The sequence below is a fragment of the Pseudolysinimonas kribbensis genome, from assembly GCF_039531715.1.
In the GTDB taxonomy this organism is placed as follows: Bacteria; Actinomycetota; Actinomycetes; order Actinomycetales; family Microbacteriaceae; genus Pseudolysinimonas; species Pseudolysinimonas kribbensis.
Genome location: NZ_BAAAQO010000004.1, coordinates 127,322 through 152,474, shown reverse-complemented (window position 1 = coordinate 152,474; position 25,153 = coordinate 127,322). Strand labels below are relative to the sequence as shown.

Annotated in this window: 20 protein-coding genes and 1 tRNA gene; 18 read left to right on the top strand and 3 right to left on the bottom strand. The window is 69.8% G+C overall.

The features are described from left to right. Positions 1-8 precede the first annotated feature (8 nt). From lgt to pyk, 4 genes are all read left to right on the top strand, one after another. Complete coding sequence (gene lgt / locus ABD285_RS11275; protein ID WP_425565023.1) at positions 9-1,043, top strand: prolipoprotein diacylglyceryl transferase; 1,035 nt, start codon at positions 9-11, stop codon at positions 1,041-1,043. Between the two features lie 97 nt (positions 1,044-1,140). Beyond that, entirely contained in the window at positions 1,141-5,685 is a 4,545-nt protein-coding gene (gltB, locus tag ABD285_RS11270; RefSeq protein WP_284255496.1) for a glutamate synthase large subunit, read from the top strand. Between the two features lies 1 nt (position 5,686). Continuing rightward, positions 5,687-7,144 carry a glutamate synthase subunit beta gene (locus tag ABD285_RS11265; protein ID WP_344202635.1) on the top strand — a complete coding sequence of 486 codons (1,458 nt, stop codon included), beginning with the start codon at positions 5,687-5,689 and terminating at the stop codon, positions 7,142-7,144. A gap of 56 nt (positions 7,145-7,200) precedes the next feature. Continuing rightward, on the top strand, positions 7,201-8,652 hold the full coding sequence (pyk, locus tag ABD285_RS11260; RefSeq protein ID WP_344202633.1) for a pyruvate kinase: 1,452 nt from the start codon (positions 7,201-7,203) through the stop codon (positions 8,650-8,652). On the opposite strand, the gene ABD285_RS11255 is transcribed toward pyk, so the two are convergent. Beyond that, positions 8,649-9,641 (bottom strand): N-acetylglucosamine kinase, encoded by a 993-nt coding sequence (locus tag ABD285_RS11255; protein WP_344202631.1) that lies wholly within the window; start codon positions 9,639-9,641, stop codon positions 8,649-8,651. The genes pyk and ABD285_RS11255 overlap by 4 nt on opposite strands. Before the next feature lie 85 nt (positions 9,642-9,726). Between ABD285_RS11255 and ABD285_RS11250 the strand changes: the two genes are divergently transcribed. Genes ABD285_RS11250 through ABD285_RS11230 form a run of 5 tightly spaced genes read left to right on the top strand, consistent with a single transcriptional unit; the run spans position 9,727 to position 14,757 of the window. Then, positions 9,727-10,686 carry a MurR/RpiR family transcriptional regulator gene (locus ABD285_RS11250; protein WP_284255498.1) on the top strand — a complete coding sequence of 320 codons (960 nt, stop codon included), beginning with the start codon at positions 9,727-9,729 and terminating at the stop codon, positions 10,684-10,686. Next, positions 10,683-11,432, top strand: coding sequence for a sugar isomerase domain-containing protein (locus ABD285_RS11245; RefSeq protein WP_344202628.1), 750 nt, complete (start codon positions 10,683-10,685; stop codon positions 11,430-11,432). Before ABD285_RS11250 ends, ABD285_RS11245 begins: the two co-directional genes overlap by 4 nt. Before the next feature lie 57 nt (positions 11,433-11,489). Then, on the top strand, positions 11,490-12,875 hold the full coding sequence (gene ngcE / locus ABD285_RS11240) for an N-acetylglucosamine/diacetylchitobiose ABC transporter substrate-binding protein (RefSeq protein ID WP_284255501.1): 1,386 nt from the start codon (positions 11,490-11,492) through the stop codon (positions 12,873-12,875). Then, positions 12,872-13,864: a carbohydrate ABC transporter permease gene (locus tag ABD285_RS11235; protein WP_344202626.1), complete on the top strand. Its 993-nt coding sequence runs from the start codon at positions 12,872-12,874 to the stop codon at positions 13,862-13,864. Before ngcE ends, ABD285_RS11235 begins: the two co-directional genes overlap by 4 nt. After that, positions 13,861-14,757 (top strand): carbohydrate ABC transporter permease, encoded by an 897-nt coding sequence (locus ABD285_RS11230; protein ID WP_344202625.1) that lies wholly within the window; start codon positions 13,861-13,863, stop codon positions 14,755-14,757. Before ABD285_RS11235 ends, ABD285_RS11230 begins: the two co-directional genes overlap by 4 nt. A gap of 1 nt (position 14,758) precedes the next feature. Here ABD285_RS11230 and ABD285_RS11225 read toward each other — a convergent pair. Continuing rightward, a tRNA-Leu gene (locus ABD285_RS11225) sits at positions 14,759-14,841 on the bottom strand. A 48-nt stretch (positions 14,842-14,889) separates the two neighbouring features. On the opposite strand from ABD285_RS11225, the gene ABD285_RS11220 reads away from it, so the two are divergent. Next, on the top strand, positions 14,890-15,495 hold the full coding sequence (locus ABD285_RS11220; RefSeq protein ID WP_284255502.1) for an ANTAR domain-containing response regulator: 606 nt from the start codon (positions 14,890-14,892) through the stop codon (positions 15,493-15,495). Positions 15,496-15,510: 15 nt separating this feature from the next. Here ABD285_RS11220 and ABD285_RS11215 read toward each other — a convergent pair whose 3' ends face one another. Next, complete coding sequence (locus tag ABD285_RS11215) at positions 15,511-15,942, bottom strand: PaaI family thioesterase (protein ID WP_284255503.1); 432 nt, start codon at positions 15,940-15,942, stop codon at positions 15,511-15,513. A 96-nt stretch (positions 15,943-16,038) separates the two neighbouring features. On the opposite strand from ABD285_RS11215, the gene polA reads away from it, so the two are divergent. The 8 genes from polA (at position 16,039) to coaE (ending at position 25,104) form a co-directional block, all read left to right on the top strand. After that, positions 16,039-18,672, top strand: a complete 2,634-nt coding sequence (gene polA / locus ABD285_RS11210; RefSeq protein ID WP_344203541.1) for a DNA polymerase I — start codon at positions 16,039-16,041, stop codon at positions 18,670-18,672. Continuing rightward, positions 18,672-18,944, top strand: coding sequence for an HPr family phosphocarrier protein (locus tag ABD285_RS11205; protein ID WP_284255505.1), 273 nt, complete (start codon positions 18,672-18,674; stop codon positions 18,942-18,944). Before polA ends, ABD285_RS11205 begins: the two co-directional genes overlap by 1 nt. Before the next feature lie 9 nt (positions 18,945-18,953). Then, on the top strand, positions 18,954-20,642 hold the full coding sequence (locus ABD285_RS11200) for a DUF885 domain-containing protein (RefSeq protein ID WP_344202623.1): 1,689 nt from the start codon (positions 18,954-18,956) through the stop codon (positions 20,640-20,642). Next, complete coding sequence (locus tag ABD285_RS11195) at positions 20,639-21,220, top strand: DUF4166 domain-containing protein (RefSeq protein WP_284255507.1); 582 nt, start codon at positions 20,639-20,641, stop codon at positions 21,218-21,220. The genes ABD285_RS11200 and ABD285_RS11195 overlap by 4 nt, the downstream gene beginning before the upstream one ends. Further along, complete coding sequence (locus ABD285_RS11190; protein ID WP_344202621.1) at positions 21,217-22,206, top strand: epimerase; 990 nt, start codon at positions 21,217-21,219, stop codon at positions 22,204-22,206. Before ABD285_RS11195 ends, ABD285_RS11190 begins: the two co-directional genes overlap by 4 nt. A 12-nt stretch (positions 22,207-22,218) precedes the next feature. Continuing rightward, positions 22,219-22,830, top strand: a complete 612-nt coding sequence (locus ABD285_RS11185; RefSeq protein WP_284255508.1) for a hypothetical protein — start codon at positions 22,219-22,221, stop codon at positions 22,828-22,830. A 143-nt stretch (positions 22,831-22,973) separates the two neighbouring features. Then, positions 22,974-24,440, top strand: coding sequence for a 30S ribosomal protein S1 (rpsA, locus tag ABD285_RS11180; protein WP_284255509.1), 1,467 nt, complete (start codon positions 22,974-22,976; stop codon positions 24,438-24,440). A gap of 61 nt (positions 24,441-24,501) precedes the next feature. After that, a complete protein-coding gene (gene coaE / locus ABD285_RS11175; RefSeq protein ID WP_284255510.1) occupies positions 24,502-25,104 on the top strand; it encodes a dephospho-CoA kinase in 603 nt (200 codons plus the stop codon). The last annotated feature ends 49 nt before the right edge of the window (positions 25,105-25,153 follow it).

Genomic DNA, 25,153 nt, shown 5'->3' with positions numbered 1-25,153 from the left:
TCTGCATCGTGATCCTGACGAGCATCCCGAGCCCGCCTCCGTCGTGGAGCGTCTACTACGTGGGCACCTGGATCCACTCCTGGCTGCCCGCCTGGCCGGCCTCGTGGACGCTGCCGGTGCACTTCTACGCGCTCATCATCCTCGTCGGGATCATCGTGTCGATCGTGCTGACGAACTACCGGCTGACCCGCCGGGGCGGCGAGCCGTGGATCATCATCGACATCTCGCTGTGGACGATCGCGCTCGGCATCATCGTGGCGCGCGGGTGGCACGTCGTCACCCACATCGACGACTACTTCGGTCCGGGCAAGAACACCTGGAATCCGACCCAGCCGGGCGCGATCTGGAACATCTGGGACGGCGGCGACGCCATCTTCGGCGCGCTGCTCGGCGGCGCGCTCGGCGTGTTCATCGGCTGCCGCATCGCCGGCCTCCGGTTCTGGAGCGTCGCCGACGCGCTCGCGCCGACGCTCCTGCTCGCGCAGGCGCTCGGGCGGCTCGGCAACTACTTCAACCAGGAGCTCTTCGGCCTGCCGACCGACGCGCCGTGGGGCCTCAAGATCGACAGCCCCAACCCCGCGATCCCGGTCGGGCTGCCCGACGGCACGCTGTTCCAGCCGACGTTCCTGTACGAGATGATCCTGAACGTCATCGGCTTCGGCGTCATCATGGTCATCACGCATCGCCGCCGCAGCGGGCAGTGGGTGAGCAGCCCGTTCTGGCAGTGGGGCAAGGTGCTCGGCCTGTACCTGATCTGGTACGGCGCCGTGCGCAGCTGGATGGAGAACATCCGCATCGACCCGAGCCAGACCTTCCTCGGGATCCGCGACAACGTGTGGGGCGCGATCGGTGCGATCGTGCTCGGACTGGTGATCATCGTCGTGCAGACCCGGCGCCATCCGGGCATCGAGCCGAGCGTCTACCACCCGGGGCGGCAGTGGACTCCGGAGGATCAGGTAGAATCCGAGGACACCTACTCGGACGACGATGACGACGCCGAGACCGAGAAGGCGCCCGCCACAAGCGCAGCCCCCGTTTCGTAACCCGTCCGCCACCGCATGCGGACTCCCGAATCCGTCGGGCCGCTGACGTCCTGACCACCGCACCATCGTGAGGACGGTAGCCATGTCGGCTTTCAGCATGGTCCCGCATGCCCAGGGGCTGTACGACCCGCGCCATGAGCGCGACGCCTGCGGTCTGGCCATGGTCGCGACGCTGCGCGGCACGGCCGGGCACGACATCGTGATGCAGGCGCTGGAGGCGCTGCGGCACCTGGAGCACCGCGGTGCGGTCGGCTCCGATGCGGGCACCGGCGACGGCGCGGGCATCGTGACGCAGATGCCGGATGCCTTCCTGCGCGCCGTCGCGTCGTTCGATCTCCCCGCGGCGGGGCGCTACGCGGTGGGCATGGCGTTCCTGCCCGTCGACGACGCGGAGCGCGCCGCTCAGAAGGCGCAGCTCGAGCGGATCGCCGGCGAGGAGGAGCTCGACGTGCTCGGCTGGCGCGTCGTGCCGACCGACCCGTCGCACCTCGGACACCTCGCTCGCGAGGCGATGCCCGTCTTCGAGCAGGTGTTCCTGGCATCCCGCCGCCTCGACGAGCGCGACCTGCCGGTGTCGGGGATCGTGCTCGACCGCCAGACCTTCCGGTTGCGCAAGCGCGCCGAGCGGGAGCTGGGCGCCTACTTCCCGTCGCTGTCGTCACGCACCCTCGTCTACAAGGGCATGGTGACGACTCTCCAGCTGGAGCCGTTCTACCCCGACCTCAGCGACGAGCGATTCGCGTCGCGGCTGGCGCTCGTGCACTCGCGGTACTCGACGAACACCTTCCCGTCGTGGCCGCTTGCGCAGCCGTTCCGCATGATCGCCCACAACGGCGAGATCAACACCGTGCAGGGCAACCGCAACTGGATGCGCGCACGCCAGAGCCAGCTCGAGTCGGAGGCGCTGGGCGACCTGCGGCCGCTGTTCCCGATCGTGAGCGAGGGCGCGAGCGACTCGGCGTCCTTCGACGAGGTCGTCGAGCTGCTGACCCTCGCCGGTCGGTCCCTGCCGCACGCGATCATGATGATGGTGCCGGAGGCCTGGGAGAACCAGGTCGACCTCGAGCCGCGGCGCCGTGCGTTCTACGAATTCCACTCGATGCTCATGGAGCCCTGGGACGGTCCGGCCGCCCTGGTGTTCACCGACGGCTCACTCGTGGGAGCGACCCTCGACCGCAACGGTCTGCGCCCCGGGCGGTTCGTGGTCACCGACGACGGGCTCGTCGTGCTGGCGAGCGAGGTCGGGGTGCTCGACTTCCCGCCCGACCGCATCGTGCGCAAGGGCCGGCTGCGGCCCGGCAAGATGTTCCTCGTCGACACCGTCGCGGGACGGATCGTCGAGGACGACGAGATCAAGGGCGAGCTCGCCGCGGCCGAACCGTGGGGCGAGTGGCTCGACCAGGGCCGGATCCGCATGGCGGACCTCCCGGAGCGCGAGCACGTGACGCACACCCCGGCGTCGGTGACGCGCCGCCAGCGCACCTTCGGCTACACGGAGGAGGAGGTGCGCATCCTCATCACGCCGATGGCGCGCACCGGTGCCGAACCGCTCGGTGCGATGGGGTCCGACACGCCCATCGCAGTGCTCAGTGAGCGCCCGCGCCTGCTCTTCGATTACTTCACCCAGGCGTTCGCCCAGGTCACCAACCCGCCGCTCGACTCGATCCGCGAGGAGGTCGTGACGAGCATGAAGCTGGGCCTGGGCCCCGAGCGCAACCTGCTCGACGCCGGCCCGGAGCACGCGAAGCAGATCGTGCTCGACTTCCCCGTCATCGACAACGACGAGCTCGCCAAGGTGCAGCACTTCCAGACCGAGGGCGGCCGCCGGCTCGCGCGCGTGATCAAGGGTCTGTATCGCGTCGCCGACGGCACCGCGGGGCTCGCCGAGCGGCTCGACGCGATGTGCGCGGAGGCCGACCAGGCGATCGAGGAGGGCGCGCAGTTCCTCGTGCTGAGCGATCGCGACTCCAACGCGGACCTCGCACCGATCCCGTCGCTGCTCATGCTCGCCGCCGTCCACCACCACCTCATCCGGCAGGAGACCCGGATGAAGGCCGGGCTGGTCGTCGAGGCCGGCGACGTGCGCGAGGTCCACCACGCGGCCCTGCTGATCGGCTACGGCGCGTCGGCGATCAACCCGTACCTCGCGATGGAGACCGCCGAGCAGGCGGTGGTGAGCGGCATCCTCACCGGTGTCGGCCCCGAGAAGGCCGTCAAGAACCTCATCAAGGGGCTCGGCAAGGGCGTGCTCAAGATCATGTCCAAGATGGGCATCTCGGTCGTGGGCTCCTATGCGGGCGCCCAGGCGTTCGAGGCGGTCGGGCTCAGCCAGGAGTTCGTCGACCAGTACTTCACCGGCACGACGAGCCTGCTGGGCGGTGTCGGCCTCGAGGTGATCGCGGCGGAGAACGCCGCCCGCCACCGGGCCGCCTACCCGGAGGACGGGGCGATCGTCGCCCACGAGCGCCTGCAGACGGGCGGCGAGTACCAGTGGCGCCGCGAGGGGCCTCCGCACCTGTTCAACCCGGAGACCGTGTTCCGCCTGCAGCATTCGACCCGGGCGCGGCGCTACGACATCTTCCGCGACTACACCCGTCGCATCGACGCGCAGGCCGAGAACCTCATGACCCTGCGCGGTCTGTTCGGCCTGCGCACCGGAGCGCGCCCGGCGGTGCCGCTGGACGAGGTCGAGTCGATCAGCTCGATCATCGCGCGGTTCAACACGGGCGCGATGAGCTACGGCTCCATCTCGCAGGAGGCCCACGAGACGCTGGCGATCGCGATGAACCGCCTCGGCGGGCGCAGCAACACCGGGGAGGGCGGTGAGGATGTCGAGCGCCTCGTCGACCCCGAACGCCGCAGTCGCATCAAGCAGGTGGCGAGCGGCCGGTTCGGCGTGACGAGCATGTACCTCACCAACGCCACCGACATCCAGATCAAGATGGCGCAGGGCGCCAAGCCCGGCGAGGGCGGCCAGCTGATGGCGGCCAAGGTGTATCCGTGGATCGCGCGCACCCGGCACTCGACCGCCGGCGTCGGTCTCATCTCACCCCCGCCGCACCACGACATCTACTCGATCGAGGACCTCAAGCAGCTGATCTTCGACCTCAAGCGGGCGAACCCCGAGGCGCGCGTGCACGTCAAGCTCGTGTCGCAATCCGGGATCGGTGCGGTCGCGGCCGGCGTGACGAAGGCCCTCGCGGACGTCGTGCTCGTCTCGGGCCATGACGGCGGCACGGGTGCCAGCCCGCTCAACTCGCTCAAGCACGCCGGAACGCCGTGGGAGATCGGCCTGGCGGAGACGCAGCAGACGCTCATGCTCAACGGGATGCGCGATCGCGTGGTCGTGCAGGTGGACGGCCAGATGAAGACGGGCCGCGACGTCATCGTGGCGGCGCTGCTCGGTGCGGAGGAGTTCGGCTTCGCGACCGCGCCGCTCGTCGTCTCCGGCTGCATCCTCATGCGGGTCTGCCACCTCGACACCTGCCCGGTAGGCGTTGCCACGCAGAACCCGGTGCTGCGGGCCCGGTTCAGCGGCAAGCCCGAGTTCGTCGAGACGTTCTTCGAGTTCCTGGCGCAGGAGGTGCGGGAGTACCTCGCCGAACTCGGGTTCCGCTCGATCGAGGAGGCCATCGGTCACGCCGAACTGCTCGACGTCGATCGCGCGATCCGGCACTGGAAGGCCGACGGCCTCGACCTGACGCCGATCCTGGTCGGTCCGGACTTCGCCGACGACGAGCCGCGGCGCAACGGCCGCGGCCAGGAGCACGAACTCGACAAGCACTTCGACCGCGCCCTCATCGCGAAGGCGGCCGCCGCGCTCGAGCACGGCGACCACGTCGAGCTGGATCTCGAGATCCGCAACACGGAACGCGCCGTCGGCACCATGCTGGGGCACGAGGTCACGAAGCGCCACGGCGAGCACGGGCTGCCCGAGGGCACGATCGAGATCGCGCTGCACGGATCGGCCGGGCAGTCGCTCGGCGCCTTCCTGCCGAGCGGGATCACGCTGCGGCTCGAGGGTGACAGCAACGACTACGTGGGCAAGGGGCTCTCGGGCGGCCGGATCGTGATCCGCCCGCCGCGCGGCGCCCTCTTCGCGGCCGAGCGCAACGTCATCGCCGGCAACGTGATCGGCTACGGGGCGACGCAGGGCAGCATGTTCCTGCGCGGCGTCGTGGGGGAGCGATTCCTCGTGCGCAACTCCGGGGCGACGGCGGTCGTGGAGGGTGTGGGCGACCACGCGCTCGAGTACATGACGGGCGGGCTCGCGATCATCCTGGGCGGCACGGGGCGCAACCTCGGCGCCGGGATGTCGGGCGGCACGGCGTACGTGCTCGACCTCAAGCCGGAGCGGGTCAACCGCGACGCGCTCGCCGCCGGCGAACTCGAGCTTCTGCCGCTCGCGGGCGGTGACGCCGAGATCCTGCTCGACCAGCTGCGCGAGCATGCGGTCGAGACGGAGTCCGCCGTCGCGCTGCGCCTGCTCGACGACCCGGAGGCCGCGGTCGCCCGGTTCACCAAAGTGCTTCCGCGCGACTACGCCGCGGTGCTCCAGACGCGGCAGGACGCGCTCGATGCGGGGATCGACCCCGACGGCGATGCGACCTGGCGCAAGATCCTCGAAGTGACGGGAGGCTGAGATGGCCGACCCCAAGGGTTTCCTCAAGGTGCAGGAGCGTGAGCTCCCCAAGCGCCGCCCCGTTCCGGTCCGCATCATGGACTGGAAGGAGGTCTACGAGCAGCAGGATCCCGCGCAGCTGCGTCGGCAGGCCGGGCGCTGCATGGACTGCGGTGTGCCGTTCTGCCACCACGGCTGCCCGCTCGGCAACCTGATCCCCGAGTGGAACGACCTCACCTGGCGCAACGAGGGCCGGGCCGCCATCGAGCGTCTGCACGCCACCAACAACTTCCCGGAGTTCACCGGGCGGCTGTGCCCCGCGCCGTGCGAGTCGAGCTGTGTGCTGGGCATCAACCAGCCGGCGGTGACGATCAAGCAGGTCGAGGTCTCGATCATCGATCAGGCCTGGGCCAACGGCTGGGTGGCGCCGCATCCGCCGGAGCGCCTCACCGGCAAGACGGTCGCCGTCGTCGGTTCTGGGCCTGCGGGGCTCGCGGCCGCGCAGCAGCTGACCCGGGCGGGGCACACCGTGGCCGTGTACGAGCGCGACGACCGGATCGGCGGCCTGCTGCGGTACGGCATCCCGGACTTCAAGATGGAGAAGAAGCAGGTCGAGCAGCGCCTGAACCAGATGCAGGCGGAGGGCACCCGGTTCCGCGCGGGCGTCGAGATCGGCGTCGACATCTCCTGGAGTGAGCTGCGCTCGCGCTACGACGCCGTCGTGATCGCGACCGGGGCGACGGTGCCGCGCGACATCCCGATCCCGGGGCGCGACCTGCTCGGCATCCACTTCGCGATGGACTACCTCGTGCAGCAGAACAAGGTGGGCGCCGGAGACGTCGTGCCCCAGCAGCTCACGGCGGAGGGCAAGCATGTCGTCGTCATCGGCGGCGGGGACACCGGAGCCGACTGCATCGGCACCGCGCACCGGCAGGGTGCGCTGACCGTCACCAACCTCGCGATCGGCTACCAGCCGCCGTCGGACCGTCCCGAGGACCAGCCGTGGCCGATGATGCCGCAGATCTTCGAGGTCTCGAGCGCGCACGAGGAGGGCGGGGAGCGGCAGTATCTGGCCTCCACCGTCGAGTTCCTGGGCAACGGGGCGGGCGAGGTGCGCGCCCTGCGGGTCGCGGAGACCGAGTACGTCGATGGGCGGCGGGTGCCGAAGTCGGGTACCGAGCGCGAGATCCCGGCCGACCTCGTGCTCATCGCCATGGGCTTCACGGGTGCCGAGCGCGACGCGCTGGAGGGCCAGCTCGGCCTGCCGTTCACGCCCCGCGGTGACGTCGCCCGCGACGAGGACTACGCGAGCAACCAGCCGGGCGTCTTCGTGACCGGCGACGCCGGCCGCGGTCAGTCGCTCATCGTGTGGGCGATCGCCGAGGGGCGCGCCGCGGCCGCCGCGGTCGATCGCTACCTCGAGGGCGAGACCGAGCTGCCGAGCCCCGTTCGGCCGAGCGACCGTGCGGTCAGCCTCTAGGCTCGCGCTGCACTCTCACACCACCACCACCGCCACCACCACCACCGAAGGAAGTCATGAGACGAGCCAAGATCGTCGCCACTCTGGGGCCCGCCACCTCGAGCTATGAGAACATCCGGGCGATCCTCGAGGCGGGGGTCGATGTCGCCCGCATGAACCTCAGCCACGGCACCTACGCCGTGCACGAGGAGGTCTACGCCAACGTGCGGCGGGCCGCCGAGGACCTCAAGAAGCCGGTCGCGGTGCTCGTGGACCTGCAGGGCCCGAAGATCCGGCTCGGCAAGTTCGAGTCGGGCCCGTACGAGCTGGCCGTGGGCGACATCTTCACGATCACCACCGAGGACATCCTCGGCACGAAGGAGCTCGTGAGCACGACCTTCAAGGGCCTGCCGGGCGACGTGAAGGCCGGTGACTTCCTGCTCATCGACGACGGCAAGGTACGCGTCAAGGTGCTCGACACCGACGGGGTGCGCGTGCGCACCGAGGTCATCGTCGCGGGGCCTGTCTCGAACAACAAGGGCATCAACCTTCCCGGCGTCGCGGTCAGCGTGCCCGCGCTGTCGGACAAGGACGAGGCCGATCTGCGCTGGGGCCTGAAGCTGGGTGCGGACTACATCGCGCTCTCCTTCGTGCGCGATGCCTCCGACATCTCCCGGGTGCACGAGATCATGGCCGAGGAGGGGCGCCGCGTTCCCGTCATCGCCAAGATCGAGAAGCCGCAGGCGGTCGACAACCTCGAGGAGATCATCGACGCCTTCGACAGCATCATGGTCGCCCGCGGCGACCTCGGCGTCGAGCTGCCGCTGGAGGCGGTGCCGATCGTGCAGAAGCGCGCGGTCGAACTGGCGCGCCGGATGGCCAAGCCGGTCATCGTCGCGACCCAGATGCTCGAGTCGATGATCTCGAGCCCCGTGCCCACGCGTGCCGAGACCTCCGACGTCGCGAACGCGGTGCTCGATGGTGCGGATGCCGTCATGCTCTCGGGCGAGACGAGCGTCGGCGAGTACCCCGTCGTCACGGTCGCGACGATGGCGCGCATCGTCGCGTCCACCGAGGACCACGGCCTGGAGCGCATCCCGCCGCTCGGCACGAAGCCGCGCACCCAGGGGGGCGCGATCACCCTCGCGGCCGCCGACGTCGCCGAGTTCGTCCAAGCGAAGTTCGTCTGCGTCTTCACGGAGTCGGGCGACTCCGCGCGCCGGATGTCCCGGCTGCGCCACAAGGTGCCGCTGCGCGCGTTCGCGACCGAGGAGGCCATCCGGCGCCGCATGGCGCTCACCTGGGGCGTCGAGTCGTACCTCGTCGACCGGGTCGTGCGCACCGATGACATGTTCGGCCAGGTGGACGAGATGCTCCTCGGCGAGGGGCTGGTGGCCGAAGGCGACAAGGTCGTGGTGATCTCCGGATCCCCTCCCGGGATCGCCGGCTCGACGAACGACATGCGGGTGCACGTCGTGGGCACGACGGAGAACCCGCCGGTCTGGGAGACGGGCGAGCACGCGGACTAGGACACCGGGTCCCGCGGCGATGACGTGCGCACGAGCTCGAGGCTCGTGCGCACCCGCTCGAACATGAGAGCGTCGACCGCGACGCCGTGATGTCGCAGGGCCAGCACCGCGGCGCCTGCACTGCCATCGGTCACCCGGCGGACCTCGCGCATCCCGTCCAGGCCGGCGACGTCGAGACCCAGACGCCCCAGCACCCCGCCGCCGGTCACCACGGGCCCGCTCACGTCGAGGCGGTGGATCGATCGCAGCGACGTGCGCAGCGCAGCCCGCGCGTCGGCACGGATGGCGCTCGCCACCGGATCGTCCCCGACCTCGAACACGAGGGGCGCGAAGCGCGCCAGGTCGATGGGCCGGGCGGCATAGACGGCCTCGAGCAGCGCCCCGAGCGCCTCGGGGCGCCCCGCGGGGCTCAGCGGGGTCGTGTCGGCCGGGATGCCGAGCGACTCGAGCAGCGCCCCCGTGAGCGCCGTGGCGGGCCCGCGCCGGTCGAGCTGGGCCGCGACCGCGCGCGCGACGCGGCGGCCGATCCAGAAGCCGGACCCGGCGTCACCGAGCAGCCAGCCGATGCCGTCGGCCACCGCCTCCTGCCGCCCGCCGCGCACCCGGATCGCCGCGGCCCCGGTTCCGGCGACCACCGCGTAGCCGTCGGGCTCCCAGGCGCCTGCGCAGAAGGTCGCGAGCAGGTCCGACTCGAAGACGAGCGGTCCGCGCACCCCCGCCTGCACGAGCCGGGGGGCGATCCAGTCGGTCGGCGCCGATGCCCGCGAGCCGGCCATCGCGAGCACCGCGACCCCGTCGAGCTGCGTGATCGAGGCCTGCCTCATCGCGCGGCCGACGGCCGTCGTCACCTGGTGCGCCACGTGCTCCGGGCCGGACGAGATGGGATTGCCGGCGCCGCTGGTCCCGAACCCCAGGCACCTGCCGTCGCTGCTCAGGACGATGGCCCTGGTCGAGGTCCCGCCGGCGTCGACAGCGAGCAATTCGGTCACGAGAGTCGATTGTGCTTGATTGCGGGCCCCCGCGCGCTGATAATGCTGTTCAGTCAATTGCACGATGAAGTGAGACTGATTTTCAGTGACCGTGACCACCGAGTCCTCCAGCAGCGCCGCGGAGACGGCGTCCGCCGGCACGCTGTCGGCGATCGGGATGCGCATCCAGTCCCGCCTTCCGCGCATGTCGCAGGCGATGAGCAAGATCGCGGCCCTCCTGCTCGAGGCGCCGGATGCGCCGCTGCGGCTCTCGATCACCGAACTCGCCGAGGAGGCCGGCACCTCGGCCGCGACCGTGACGCGCTTCTGCCGCACGATCGGCTACTCCGGGTACACCCCGTTCCGCGTCGCGGTGGCCTCCGACACGGGCCGCAAGCACGCCATCGAGCGGTGGAGCGAGGACATCGGCCGCGCCTTCGGCCCGGACGACACGCCGACCCAGGTCATGAGCACACTGCTCACGGCGCACACGCGATCGCTGCGCTCGACGGCCGAGTTCATCGACCTCGAGCAGCTCGAGCGGATCGCGGCCCGGATCGCGACGTGCGAGCACATCGACCTGTACGGCATCGGCGGCAGCGGCGTGATGGCGGAGGAGATGCAACTGCGCCTGTACCGGATCGGCATCAACGCGCACTCGTGGCCCGAGGTGCACTCCGGCCTGACGAGCGCCTCGCTGCAGAACGAGCACTGCGTCGCGATCGGCATCTCCAACACCGGTCGCACCGACGAGACGATCCAGATGATCGAATGCGCACGCTCCACCGGCGCGCTCACGGTCGCGATCACGAGCTCCCCGGAATCCCCGCTGGCACAGGCGGCCGACGAGAACATCGTGACCCTCGCGCACGAGAAGTTCCTGCAGCCCGACGACCTGTCGGCCAAGCACTCCCAGCTCTTCGTGCTCGACCTGCTCTACCTCCTGGTGGCGCAGCAGAACTTCGGCCGCTCGACGACGACCCTCGCGGCGTCGGCGTCGGCGGTCGCCCCGCACCGCCGGTCGTCACGCAGTCGACGGGCCCAACCCAAGGAGCAGCAGGCATGACCCTCTACGACGACTTCCGGCACGAGGCCGAGACGCGGATCGCCGCGTTGACGGCCGAGGCGGACGCCGGCGCCCTCGACCCGGCCATCGACATCCTGGTCGAGGCGCTGAATGTCGGGGGAGTGCTCCAGGCGTTCGGCACCGGGCACTCGGAGGCGTTCGCGATGGAGATCGCGGGTCGCGCCGGCGGCCTGATCCCCACCAACCGCATCGCCCTGCGCAACGTCGTGCTCCAGGGATCGCGGCCCTCCGACATCCTGAGCGACGGCAAGCTCGAACGCGATCCCTCCATCGTCGACGAGCTCTTCGACATCTCGCCCATCGGGCCGGACGACGTCTTCCTCATCGCGTCGAACTCGGGCGTCAACGGGTCGATCGTCGGCATGGCCCTCAGGGCGAAGGAGACCGGTCACAAGGTGATCGCGGTCACGAGCCTCGAGCACACGATGGCCGTGGAACCCAAGCACCCGAGCGGCAAGCGGCTGCGCGACATCGCGGATGTCGTGATCGACAACAAGGCGCCGTACGGCGACGCGACGCTCGACGTCGGCGAGACGAAGATCGGCGCGATCTCGTCGATCACCGCCGCCTTCATCGCGCAGCTGCTCACGATCGCGGTCACCGACCGCATCGCGGCATCGGGGCAGACCCCGCCCGTCTACCTCTCGGCCAACATCCCGGGCGGAGACGAGCACAACAAGGCATTGGAGGACCTCTACCGAGACCGGATCAGCCGCACAGCCTGAGCCAACGGCCGACCCGGCAGCACCACACCCACAACAACGAAAGGCAGCATCGACACCATGACCAATGACAGCGGTCAGTTCAACCGGCGTCTCTTCCTGCGCGGCGCCTTCGCGGCGGCCGTCGCCGTCCCCGTCAGCGTGACGCTCGCGTCGTGCGTCACCGGTGGCGGCAACGGGGGAGGCGGCGGCGGCACCAAGTCGGCGAAGAACCCGTTCGGCGTCGCCGCGAACTCCAGCACCGAGGCGGTCATCTTCAACGGCGGCTACGGGTACGACTACGTCCAGGACGCGGCCAAGCAGATGGAGAAGTACACCAAGGGCCTCAAGGTCAAGGTGTCGCCGTCCACCCAGATCGCCCAGCAGCTGCAGCCGCGCTTCGTCGGCGGCAACCCGCCGGACCTGATCGACAACTCGGGCGCGGGCGCGATCGGCTTCACGACGATCCTCGACCAGCTCGAGGAGCTCGACGACGTCTTCGAGGCGAACAACTACGAGGGCAAGAAGATCGGCGACACGCTCTACCCGAACGCGAAGGTGCCGGGGACGTTCGACGGCAAGTTCAAGGCCCTCAACTACGTCCTCACGATCTACGCGCTCTGGTACTCGGCGAGCCTGTTCCAGGACAACGGCTGGACGCCTCCCAAGACCTGGGAGGAGGCCAAGGAGCTCGGCGCGAAGGCGAAGGCCAAGGGCAAGTACCTCTTCGTCTGGGGCAAGGAGGCCGCGACCTACTACCAGACCCTTGCGGTCGACTCCGCGATCAAGGAGGGTGGCGACGAGGTCAAGAACGGGTTCGAGAACCTGACCAAGGACTGCTGGTCGCACCCTGCTGTCCAGAGCGTGCTCAAGGCGCTGGGCGAGATCGTGGCCGCCGGGTACTTCGTGCCGGGCGGTGCGGGCACGCAGTTCACGGCCGCACAGGCGAAGTGGAGCAACGACCAGCAGGCCCTGCTCTACCCGTCGGGCTCGTGGATCGAGAACGAGATGAAGAAGGCGACCAAGGACGGCTTCAAGATGACCGGCATCCCGGAGCTCGTCGTGAGCGACAGCCCCAAGATGCCCTACGAGTCGCTGCGCAGTGCCGCGGGCGAGCCGTTCATCGTGCCGAAGACGAGCAAGAACCCCGCCGGTGGCAAGGAGCTGCTGCGGGCCATGCTCTCCAAGGAGGCGGCCACGAACTTCGCCAAGACGCGTCTCGCGCCGACGATCGTCAAGGGGCTCGTGCCCGCCGACGGCTTCGGCTCGACCGCGCTCGTCTCGCAGACGAAGATGCTGGATGCCGCGGGCTCCAACACCTTCAACTACCAGTTCGTCGACCTGTACGGCCTCAACACCGACCAGCTCGTGCCGTGGAACTCGTTCCTCTCGGGCAGCCTGGACGCCGCGGGTCTCACGGCGGCACTGCAGCAGATCACCGACAAAGCGGCGGCCGACAAGAAGTGACCGTCCCCCTCGGAACCGCCGTCGGCGGTCGACCCACCCGGGTCGGCCGCCGGCGGCGCCGGCTGACCTTCGACCGGGTCAGCTTCATGCTGGTGTTCCTCGCACTGCCGGTCGCGATCTTCCTGATCTTCGTCATCTACCCGTTCATCCTCGCGGGGTACTACTCGCTCACCGACTGGAGCGGGTTCTCGAGCGACATCCCGTTCATCGGGATCGCCAACTACGTCAAGCTCGCGCAGGACGACATCTTCCAGCACGCGCTCGTGAACAACATCATCATCGCGGTCGTCGTGCCGCTCGTGACGATCGTGCTCGCGCTTGCTTTCGCGAGCCTCATTACCGTCGCCGGCCGCAGCCACGGCAACGTCCAGGGCATCCGAGCGTCCGCGCTGTACCGCACCCTGTCCTTCTTCCCCTACTGCGTGCCGGCCATCGTGATCGGCATCATCTGGGGTTTCGTGTACGACCCGTCCGCCGGCCTCCTGAACGGCGTGCTCAACGGCATCGGCATCCCGATCGGCGACTTCGCCTGGCTCGGCGACGTGCGCACGGCGCTGCCCGCGTCGATGTTCGTCATCATCTGGAGCTTCGTCGGCTTCTACACGGTGCTGTTCGTCGCCGCGATCAAGGGCATCCCCGCCGAGACGTACGAGGCCGTGCGCCTGGACGGCGCCGGCCGGTTCCGTACCGCCTTCTCGATCACGGTCCCGCTGATCCGCGACACGGTGCAGACCGGCTACATCTATCTCGGCATCGCGGCGCTCGACGCGTTCGTCTACATGACGGCGTTGTTCCCTAACGCCGGGGGACCGAACAACACGACGCTCGTGATGTCGCAGGAGCTGTTCATCACGGCGTTCCGCAAGGGGCACTTCGGCTACGCCACCGCGATGGGCGTCGTGCTCGCCGTTGTGACGCTGCTGTTCGCGGCGATCGTGTTCGGCGTGAACCGCCTCCTCGCCGGCAGTGACAAGGGAGACCGCCGATGACCGCCACGATCGATCGCGTCGATCCGCGCATCGCCGCGCCGACGACCGGCCGCGGCCGCCTCACCCCCGGGGACGCGGTCGCCGGCGTGCTCTCGCACCTCGTGATGATCCTCTGGACCGTCATCATCGTGCTGCCGTTCCTGTGGGTGCTCATGTCGTCGTTCAAGACGACGAAGGAGATCCTGCACTCGCCGTTCGCGCTGCCGGCGCAATGGAAGTTCGACAACTACGCCAACGCGTGGACGACCTCCGGCGTCGGCAGCTACTTCGCCAACACCCTGATCGTGGTCGGCAGCGCCCTCGTGCTGGTCATGCTGCTCGGCGCGATGTGCGCGTACGTGCTCGCCCGGTTCCGCTTCATCGGCAACCGCGCGATCTACTACCTCATGCTCGCCGGCCTGACCTTCCCGATCTTCCTGGCGATCGTGCCGCTGTTCTTCGTGCTGCGCAGCATCGGGCTGCTCGGCACGCTGCCCGGGTTGATCCTGACCTACGTCGCCTTCGCGCTGCCCTTCACCGTGTTCTTCCTGCACTCGTTCTTCCGGGCCCTTCCGGACGAGATCTACGAGGCCGCGCAGATCGACGGGGCGAGCGAGTGGCGCACGTTCTTCCAGGTGATGCTGCCGATGGCGCGCCCTGGCATGGCGACCGTCGCGATCTTCAACTTCCTGGGGCTCTGGAACCAGTTCCTGCTGCCCGTGGCATTGAATCCGGACCAGAACAACTACGTCCTGACCCAGGGGATGGCGTCGTTCGCCTCCCAGGCCGGCTACTCGGTCGACTTCGGGGCGCTCATGGCGGCCGTGGTCATCACGGTGGCGCCGGTGCTGGTGGTGTACGTCATCTTCCAGCGGCAGCTGCAGGGATCCGTGTCGCAGGGCACGATGAAGTAGGTGCCGGATGAGGGACTCGAACCCTCACGTCCTCTCGGACAACCGATTTTGAGTCGGTCGCGTCTGCCATTCCGCCAATCCGGCGCGCACGTCATCACGCGGCGCGCTGCGACCATATCGTAGGCTCGACGGGTGAGCGATGAGCCGGAGACCCCTGCCGCCCCGCGACGCGTCGTCGTCGCCGAGGACGAGTCGCTGATCCGGCTGGACATCGTCGAGATCCTGCGCGACAACGGGTTCGACGTGGTCGGGGAGGCGGGCGACGGCGAGACGGCCGTGCAGCTCGCGACCGACCTGCGGCCCGACCTGGTCGTGATGGATGTCAAGATGCCGCAGCTGGACGGCATCAGCGCCGCCGAGAAGCTGGCCAAGAACCACATCGCCCCCGTCGTGCTGCTGACCGCGTTCAGCCAGAAGGAGCTCGTCGAGCGGGCGTCGGAGGCGGGCGCGCTCGCCTACGTCGTCAAGCCGTTCACGCCGAACGACCTGCTGCCGGCGATCGAGATCGCCCTCAGCCGCTACCAGCAGATCGTCACGCTCGAGAACGAGGTGGCGGACCTCGTCGAGCGCTTCGAGACGCGCAAGCTCGTCGACCGGGCCAAGGGCCTGCTCAACGAGAAGATGGGACTCTCGGAGCCCGAGGCGTTCCGCTGGATCCAGAAGGCGTCCATGGACCGTCGGCTCACGATGCACGACGTGTCGAAGGCGATCATCGAGCAGCTCTCGCCCAAGAAGTAGGGCGCTGGCGGCGGGTCAGTCCTTGATCGGCCTGATCAGGTTCGTGATGCGCACCGTCGAGAGCAGCCGGTCGCGCTCGTCGGTGACGACGATCTCGTGCGTGCAGAGCGTGCGGCCGAGCGTGATCGCGCGGCAGGTGCCCGTCACGATGCCCTCGCGCGCCGAGCCGCTGTGGGTCGCGTTGATCTCGATGCCCACGACGTAGTTGGTCGGTCCGGCGTGGATGGCGGAGGACAGCGATCCGAGCGACTCGCCGAGCACGAGGTGCGCTCCGCCGTGCAGGATGCCGACCACCTGGCGATTGCCCACGACCGGCATGGTCGCGACCGAGTAGTCGGCGGACAGTTCGATCAGGTCGATGCCCATGCGCTGCGTCAGCTCGCCCCCGCCACCTCCGACGAGCCGCTCGGCGAGCAACGGGTCCAGATCCGGCGGCAGCTTGGTCACGGGGCTCCTGCATCATCGAAAGGGGTGTCGGGGCCGGCGGTTAGGGTGGAGCGCGTGCCGGACTCTGCCGTCAAAGGCTCCGAAAAGCCTACTTTGCTGCTCGTCGACGGGCACTCGCTCGCCTTCCGGGCGTTCTACGCGCTGCCCATCGACAGCTTCGTGACCCGAGATGGGCAGCACACCAACGCCATTCACGGCTTCCTCAGCATGCTCATCCTGCTGCTGCAGAAGGAGAAGCCGACTCACCTCGCGGTGGCGTTCGACATCTCGCGCTACTCGTTCCGCAACCGGGACTACGAGGACTACAAGGCGACCCGGGGCGAGACGCCGCCGGAGTTCAAGGGCCAGGTGCCGCTTCTCGAGGAGGCGCTGCACGCCATGAACATCACGACGATCACGAAGGAGGACTTCGAGGCCGACGACATCCTTGCCACGCTCTCGCTGCGCGGCAAGGAGCAGGGCTTCGACGTGCTCGTCGTCTCGGGGGACCGCGACACGATCCAGCTCGTCGACGACGACGTGACGCTGCTGTACCCGAACGCCCGCGGCGTCTCCGAGCTCAAGCGCTACGACCACGACGCCGTCGTCGAGCGCTACGGCATCGAGCCGCAGCAGTACCCGGAGATCGCGGCGCTCGTCGGGGAGACCAGCGACAACCTCCCGGGCGTCGACAAGGTCGGCGAGAAGACCGCGGTCAAGTGGATCCAGCAGTACGGCACCGTCGAGGAGCTGCTCGCGCACGCGGAGGAGATCGGCGGCGTCGTGGGCAACAATCTGCGTGAGCAGCAGGACCGCGTGGTCCGCAACCGCCGGCTCAACCGGCTGGTGCGCGACGTCGAGCTGCCGGTCGGCCCCGCGGACCTGGCGCGGCGCCCGTTCGACGTGCCCGCGGTCCGTGCGGTGTACGACCGGCTGCAGTTCCGCACGCTGCTGGAGCGCGTGCTGAAGCTCGAGGAGGCGGCGGGCGACGCCGGGCCCGACGAGTCCCGCGCGCCCGTGGTGAAGCTTCCGCCGGTGCGCACGCTCATCGACGAGGAGCTCGCGCTGTGGCTCGAGAGGCAGTCGGCGGGCGGCACCCGGGAGCTCGGCCTGCGCATCGTCACGATCGACGGCCGCGTCGACGGCTTCGGCATCGCGGGCCCGGACGACACCGCCTGGGTGCCCTGGGCGGCGGGCCGGCAGGACTATGACGCCCTGGAGGCGTGGCTGGCCGGACCCGCGCCGAAGGTGCTGCACGACGGCAAGCGGCAGTTCAAGGCGCTGGCCGGCACCGGGCTGACGCTCGACGGCATCGTGTTCGACACCTCGCTCGGCGCGTGGCTGCTGCGACCGAGCACCAAGACCGACACCCTCGCCGGACTCAGCTACTACTACCTCGGCGAGGCGCTCCCGGAGCCCGACCCGAGCCAGCTGGTGCCCGAGACCGAGCCGCTCAGCCCGGCGACCGAGGCCTGGTACATCCTCCGGCTGGCCGACGAGCTGCGCCTCCGGCTCGACGACGGCTCGCGCGGTGTCATGACCGGCATCGAGGCGCCCCTCCTGCCCGTGCTGGGCCGCATGGAGCTGCAGGGCGTCACGGTCGATCGCGATCGGCTGGCCGGGCTGAACAGCCGCTTGGGTACGCAGGCCGACGAGATCGCCCGCGCCGCGTTCGCCGAGATCGGGCGGGAGGTCAATCTCGGCTCGCCGAAGCAGCTGCAGGAGGTGCTCTTCGACCAGCTCGGGATGCCGAAGACGCGCCAGAACAAGACGGGCTACTCGACCGACGCGGCGGCGCTGGCCGACCTGCAGGAGGCGCACCCGCATCCGTTCCTCGAGATGCTGCTGCGGCATCGCGACGCGACGAAGATCAAGCAGATCGTCGAGACGCTCGAGGCGGCGATCGGCGACGACGGTCGCATCCACACGACCTATGAGCAGACCGGAGCCGCGACCGGACGACTGAGCTCCAACGACCCCAACCTGCAGAACATCCCGATCAAGACCGAGGTCGGCCGCGAGGTGCGCGCCGCCTTCCGGTGCGGCGAGGGTTTCGAGACGCTGCTCACGGCCGACTACTCGCAGATCGAGATGCGCATCATGGCGCATCTCTCGGGCGACGCGGGGTTGATCGAGGCGTTCCGTTCGGGGGAGGACCTGCACCGCTTCGTCGGGGCCCGGATCTTCCACGTCGACCCCTCGGAGGTGACGCCGCTGCAGCGCACCAAGGTGAAGGCGATGTCGTACGGCCTGGCCTACGGCCTCAGTGCGTTCGGCCTCAGCAAGCAGTTGCGGATCGAGGTGAGCGAGGCCAAGGAGCTCATGGCCGACTACTTCGCGCGGTTCGGCGCGGTGCGCGACTACCTGCGCGGCGTGGTCGAGCAGGCGCGGGTCGACGGCTACACCACGACCATCTTCGGACGCCGCCGGCCCTTCAGCGACCTCACGAGCACGAACCGGGTGCTGCGGGAGAACGCCGAGCGTCAGGCGCTCAACTCGCCGATCCAGGGCTCTGCGGCCGACATCATCAAGCGGGCGATGATCACGATCGACACGCGCCTGCGGGAGCAGGGGCTGGCCAGCCGCATGCTGCTCCAGGTGCACGACGAACTGGTCCTCGAGGTCGCGCCGGGCGAGATCGACCAGCTCACGACGATCGTGCGCGACGGGATGGCGGGGGCCGCCGATCTGACCGTGCCGCTCGACGTGCAGCTGGGCCACGGTCCCGACTGGGACGCCGCCGCGCACTGATGGCGTCGCGTCCGATCGAGCGCCGGGTCCGGGTCGCCGCGACCAGCGGCCTCCATGCGCGCCCGGCGGCCCTGTTCAGCGAGGCGGCTGCGGCGCTCGGAGTGCCGGTGAGCGTCACCAACGCCGCCGGGACGACGGTCGACGCGGCGAGCATCCTCGGCATCCTGACGCTCGGCGTCGCCCATGGCGAGGCGGTCACCCTGCGCTCCGAGTCCGCGGGGGCGGTGGAGACACTTGCCGCGATGCTGGAACGCGACCTCGACGACGAATAGCGTGAAGACATGACGGATGAACAGCCGCACCGCACGCCCACCTCGATCGACACGATCGCCGAGGACTGGGTGACCACCCTCATCGATCTCGAGCCCTCCATGGCGGTCTGGCTCGGCCTGCCGGGCCGGCTCGGCGAATACGGCGACCAGTCGCCGGCCGGGCACGAGGCGCACCTCGCCGCGGCCAAGGACGTGATCGGACGCCTCGAGGACGCCACCGTCGCGGATGACATCGACCGGGTGACCAAGACCGACCTGCTCGCCGAGTTGCGCCTCGAGGTCGAGCGCAGCGATGCGCGCCTGCAGGAGCGCGATCTCAATGTGATCGCGTCGCCGTCGCAGGAGATCCGCGACGTCTTCGACCTCATGTCGCACGAGACGGCGGACGACTGGGCCACGATCGCCGAGCGCATGGGCAACGTGCCGGGCGCGATCGCGGGCTACATCGAGACGCTGCGCTCGGGGATCGGTCACGGCGTCGTGCCCGCCCGGCGCCAGGTGGCCGAGGTGGCCGCCCAGGCCCGCAAGCACGCCGACGCGCAGAACGGCTTCTTCGCCGGATTCGCCGCGTCGGCCGAGCTCGAGGGGGGCGCGGCGGCGCCGGATGCCGTCGCCTCCGACCTCGCTCGAGGCGCCCAGGCGGCCGCGCAGGCGTACGGCGAGCTCGCGGAGTTCCTCGAGAACGAACTCGCCCCGAAGGCCGGCGAGCAGGACGGCGTCGGCCGCGAGATCTACGCGCTGCAGTCGCGGCAGTTCCTCGGTGCGGCGATCGACCTCGACGAGACCTACGAGTGGGGCCTCGCCGAACTGCAGCGCATGGTCGACGAGCAGACCCGCATCGCCGGCGAGATCCAGTCCGGGGCGAGCGTCGAGGAGGCGATCGCCGTCCTCGACAGGGATGCGAGCCGCAAGCTGCACGGCACGAAGGCCCTGCAGGAGTGGATGCAGCGCACGGCCGACCACGCGGTCGCCGAGCTGTCGAAGACGCACTTCGACATCCCGGAGCCGGTCAAGGCCCTCGAGTGCATGATCGCGCCGACCCAGGAGGGCGGGATCTACTACACGGGCCCGAGCGACGACTTCTCGCGCGCCGGCCGGATGTGGTGGAGCGTGCCCGAGGGCGTCACGGAGTTCGACACCTGGCGTGAGCTCACGACCGTGTACCACGAGGGCGTTCCGGGTCATCATCTGCAGATCGGCCAGGCCGTCTACAACCGCGCGCAGCTCAACACCTGGCGGCGTCAGCTCGCCGGCACGAGCGGTCACGCGGAGGGCTGGGCCCTCTACGCGGAGCGGCTCATGGAGGAGCTGGGCTACCTCGACGACCCGGCCGATCGGCTCGGCATGCTCGACGGGCAGCGCATGCGCGCCGCCCGCGTGGTGCTCGACATCGGCGTGCACCTGGGAAAGCCGCGCCCGGACGGGAACGGCACCTGGGATGCGGACTACGCGCTCGAGTTCATGCGCAAGAACGTCAACATGGACGACGCGTTCGTGCGCTTCGAGGTGAACCGCTACCTCGGCTGGCCCGGTCAGGCACCGGCGTACAAGGTGGGGCAGCGGATCTGGGAGCAGATCCGCGCGGCCGCGCAGAGCAGGCAGGGCGCCGACTTCTCGTTCAAGCAGTTCCACAAAGACGCCCTCGACCTCGGCGGCGTCGGACTCGACACCCTCCAGGCGGAGCTGCTGCGGGGGTGAGCTCGCCCTGGCAGCGGGTGCTCGGTGACGGCACCGCGGCGCTGCATCCGCGCCTGCGCACCTACGTCGGGCAGATCCCGGAGGGGTGCGTGGGCCGCGGAGCGGGCGTGTTCGAGCGGGTGGGAACGCCGCGGCGGTGGCTGTGGCCGATGCTGGCCGTACTCGGTCGTTCCGGGATCGCCTTCCCGGTCTGGGCGCACGACGTGCCGTTCGCGATCGAGAACCGTCCCGACGGCGCGGTGCTGCGAGCGCGGCGGACCTTCTCGCTGCCCGGCGGCGATCGCGTCATGGTCGACGCGATCGAGGCGAGCGGCGGCGTGATCGTCGACCGCCTCGGGGGCTCGGGTTCGTGGCGTGCCGTGCTGACGGCGTCGATCGTCGACGGGGCGCTGCTGCTGCGCTCGATCCGGACCTCGTGGCGCGGCATCCCGGTGCCGTTCGCGCCGCGGGTCCACCTCACCGAGCGCTGGGACGACGCCGTCGAGCGCCAGCACGTCGCCCTGACGCTGGATGCCCCGCTCGTGGGGCGCCTGTACGAATACGCGGGGCATTTCGACTACGTGGTGGAGGACGCATGAGTGTCGTCATCGCCGGGGCATCCGGCTTCATGGGGCGTCGGCTGCGCGCGTCGATCGAGGCGGCGGGGGAGACCGTGCGCACCGTCGGACGCGCCGGCGACGCCGTGTGGGGCGACACCGACGGGATCGCGCGGCTCGTCGACGGTGCCGAGCTCGTCGTGAACCTGGCCGGCAAGAGCGTCGACTGCCGGTACGGCCCGGCGAACCGCGCGGAGATCCTGCGCTCACGCGTCGCGACGACGACCGAGCTGGCCGAGGCGATCCACCGGTCCGACGCGCCGCCGCCGCTCTGGGTCAACTCGTCCACCGCGACGATCTACCGGCACGCCGACGACCGCCCGATGACGGAGGAGGCGGGGGAGCTCGGCGAGGGCTTCTCGGTCGGCGTGGCGCGGGCGTGGGAGGACGCCTTCCTCGCCCCCGAGCTGCCGGGCGTGCGGCGGGTCGCCTTGCGGACGGCCATCACCCTCGGCAACGGGAGCGCGCTCATCCCGCTGCTGCGCCTGGCCCGGTTCGGCGCCGGCGGGGCCCAGCTCGACGGGCGCTGGCCCGCGTCGCGCACCCGCCTCACGGCCGGGACCTACCACCGCTTCGGCACGCCGCACGGTCGCCAGCGGTTCAGCTGGGTGCACATCGACGACGTGGTGGGGATCGTGGCGTTCCTGCGGGCGCATCCGGAGCTCGCCGGCGTCGTCAACGTCTCGTCGCCGTACCCGGTCGACGGCGTCACGCTCATGCGCACCCTGCGGCGGGTGCTCGGGGTGCCGTTCGGGATGCCGCTGCCGCGGGCCGCCCTGGAGCTCGGCGCGTTCGTGCTGCGCACCGAGACCGAGCTCGTGCTCAAGAGCAGGTGGGTGCTGCCGGAACGGCTCGAGAACGCGGGGTACCGGTTCCGGTATCCGGAGCTCGAACCCGCGTTGCGGCAGATCGTCGCCGAGCGGCGCGGGGCGCGTCGCGCAGCCGGGGCTCAGGTGGGTCCTCAGTAGGATGCCAAGGTCATGAGCCCCTCCGTCTCGCGCCGCCCGCTCCTTCGTGCCGCCGTCGTCGCGCTCTCCGCGTCGGCGCTCGTCCTGCTCGCCGGCTGCACGGCCGACACACCCGCCGCCTCGGCCTCGCCGAGCTGCGGCGGCCACGTCAAGGAGATCCTGCTCGGCGACGACTCGGCGACCCGTCAGGTCGCCTTCGATGCCGGCGACTCGCCGAAGGTGTTCAACGTGCCCGCGTCACCGGCGCCGACCTGCGCGTACCGGTCCAGCACGAGCACCCACGGCAACGCGCCGTCGACGATCACGCATCGCACCTACCTCTACATCGGCATCTCCTCGGCGGACGCCCAGAAGCTCATCGCCGCCGTCGCCGCCACGGGCGCGACGAAGGGGTTCACGGCGAGCTACACGAACACGCCGGCGCCCTCGGCGACGCCGGTGCCGTACGCGCTGCAGACCCGCACCTGGAGCTACACGTCGCCCGAGCCCGGCGGCTCGGATCGCGGGTCGATCGGGTACGCGTACAACGCTCCGCTGAACCCCGGCATCGTGAAGCAGGTGGGCCTGGAGGGCACGCCGAACGTGCTGCGCATCGAGACGGAGCTCATCCGGCGCGCGGATTAGCCCGGGCGTAGTAGTCTGGAATGTCGCTTTCGCGGCATCATCCTTCATATCCGCACCGCCCCGGGAACATCCATGCGCACCGCGTTCCCGGAGCCCGATCCCCGCCCGCATAACTGCGTGCACCATCTCGGAGCACCTACTACATGACGAACACCACGACCGCCACGGCCACCAAGCAGGTCGCCATCAACGACATCGGATCTGCTGAGGACTTCCTGGCCGCGGTCGAACTGACTCTCAAGTTCTTCAACGACGGCGACCTCATCGAGGGCACCGTCGTCAAGATCGACCGCGACGAGGTCCTCCTCGACGTCGGCTACAAGACCGAGGGCGTCATCCCCTCGCGCGAGCTCTCCATCAAGCACGACGTCGACCCGAGCGAGGTCGTCAACGTCGGCGACAGCGTCGAGGCGCTCGTCCTCCAGAAGGAGGACAAGGAGGGTCGCCTGATCCTCTCGAAGAAGCGCGCGCAGTACGAGCGCGCGTGGGGCGACGTCGAGAAGATCAAGGAGACCGACGGGGTCGTCACCGGCACCGTCATCGAGGTCGTCAAGGGCGGCCTGATCGTCGACATCGGCCTCCGCGGCTTCCTCCCGGCGTCGCTGATCGAGCTGCGCCGCGTCCGCGATCTCACGCCGTACCTCGGCCAGGAGATCGAGGCGAAGATCCTCGAGCTCGACAAGAACCGCAACAACGTCGTGCTGAGCCGCCGTGCGCTGCTCGAGCAGACCCAGTCGGAGTCGCGCTCGACCTTCCTCAACAACCTGCACAAGGGCCAGGTCCGCAAGGGCATCGTCTCCTCGATCGTCAACTTCGGTGCGTTCGTCGACCTCGGCGGCGTGGACGGCCTCGTGCACGTCTCCGAGCTGTCGTGGAAGCACATCGAGCACGCGAGCGAGGTCGTCGAGGTCGGCCAGGAGGTCACGGTCGAGATCCTCGAGGTCGACCTGGAGCGCGAGCGCGTGTCGCTGTCGCTCAAGGCGACGCAGGAGGACCCGTGGCAGATCTTCGCCCGGACCCACGCCATCGGTCAGATCGCGCCCGGCAAGGTCACCAAGCTCGTTCCGTTCGGTGCGTTCGTGCGCGTCGCGGACGGCATCGAGGGTCTCGTTCACATCTCGGAGCTGTCGGGCAAGCACGTCGAGCTCGCCGAGCAGGTCGTGTCGGTCGGTGACGAGGTGTTCGTCAAGATCATCGACATCGACCTCGAGCGTCGCCGCATCTCGCTCTCGCTGAAGCAGGCGAACGAGGGCATCGATCCCAACAACGCCGAGTTCGACTCCGGCCTGGCCGCCCTGTACGGGATGGTCACCGAGTACGACGAGCAGGGCAACTACAAGTTCCCGGAGGGCTTCGACGCCACCTCGGGCGAGTGGCTCGAGGGCTTCGACGCCCAGCGCGAGGCGTGGGAGGCCGAGTACGCGGCCGCCCAGGCTCGCTGGGAGGCGCACAAGAAGCAGATCCTGGCCGCCGAGGAGGCCGGCGCGACCGACTTCGGTCCGGTGGCGTCGCAGGGCAGCTCGTACTCGAGCGACAGCGCCTCGAGCGGCACCCTTGCCGACGACGCGTCGCTCGCCGCGCTGCGCGAGCGCTTGAGCTCGAACAGCTAGCACCCGCACGAACGCGAGGCCGGGTCCTTCGGGGCCCGGCCTTCGTCGTTAGCATCGACGGGTGCAGCTCATCGCGGTCACCGGAGGAATCGCATCCGGCAAATCGGCGGTCGCCGCGCGGCTCGCGGAGCACGGGGCGGTGGTCGTCGACGCGGATCGGATCGCCCGTGAGGTGGTCGAGCCGGGAACACCCGCCCTTGCCCGGATCGCCGCGGAGCTCGGTCCGGAGTTCGTGCGCCCCGACGGTTCGCTCGACCGGGCGCGGCTGGGCGCCGCCGTCTTCGCGGAGCCCGACAAGCGGCACCTGCTGAACGCGATCACGCATCCGGCGGTCGCGCGGCGCTCGCACGAGCTGTTCGCCGCGGCCGCGGCCGCCGATCCGAAGGCGATCGTGGTCTACGACGTGCCGCTGCTGGTCGACACCGACCGCACGGCGGAGTTCGACCTCATCGTCGCGGTCGTCGCCGACGCCGAGGAGCGCGTGCGGCGCATGGTGTCGCTGCGCGGGATGAGCGAGGACGACGCGCGGCGCCGCATCGCCGCGCAGGCCGGCGACGACGAGCGCGTCGCGGCCGCCGACATCGTGATCGACGCGAACGGCACGCTCGACGAGACCCGCGCGCAGACGGATGCGCTCTGGGAACGGCTCCGGCGCGATTCCTGAGCGTTTTCGACGCGTTTGCAGCCACCCCTTGACGCGCGGCTCACCTATG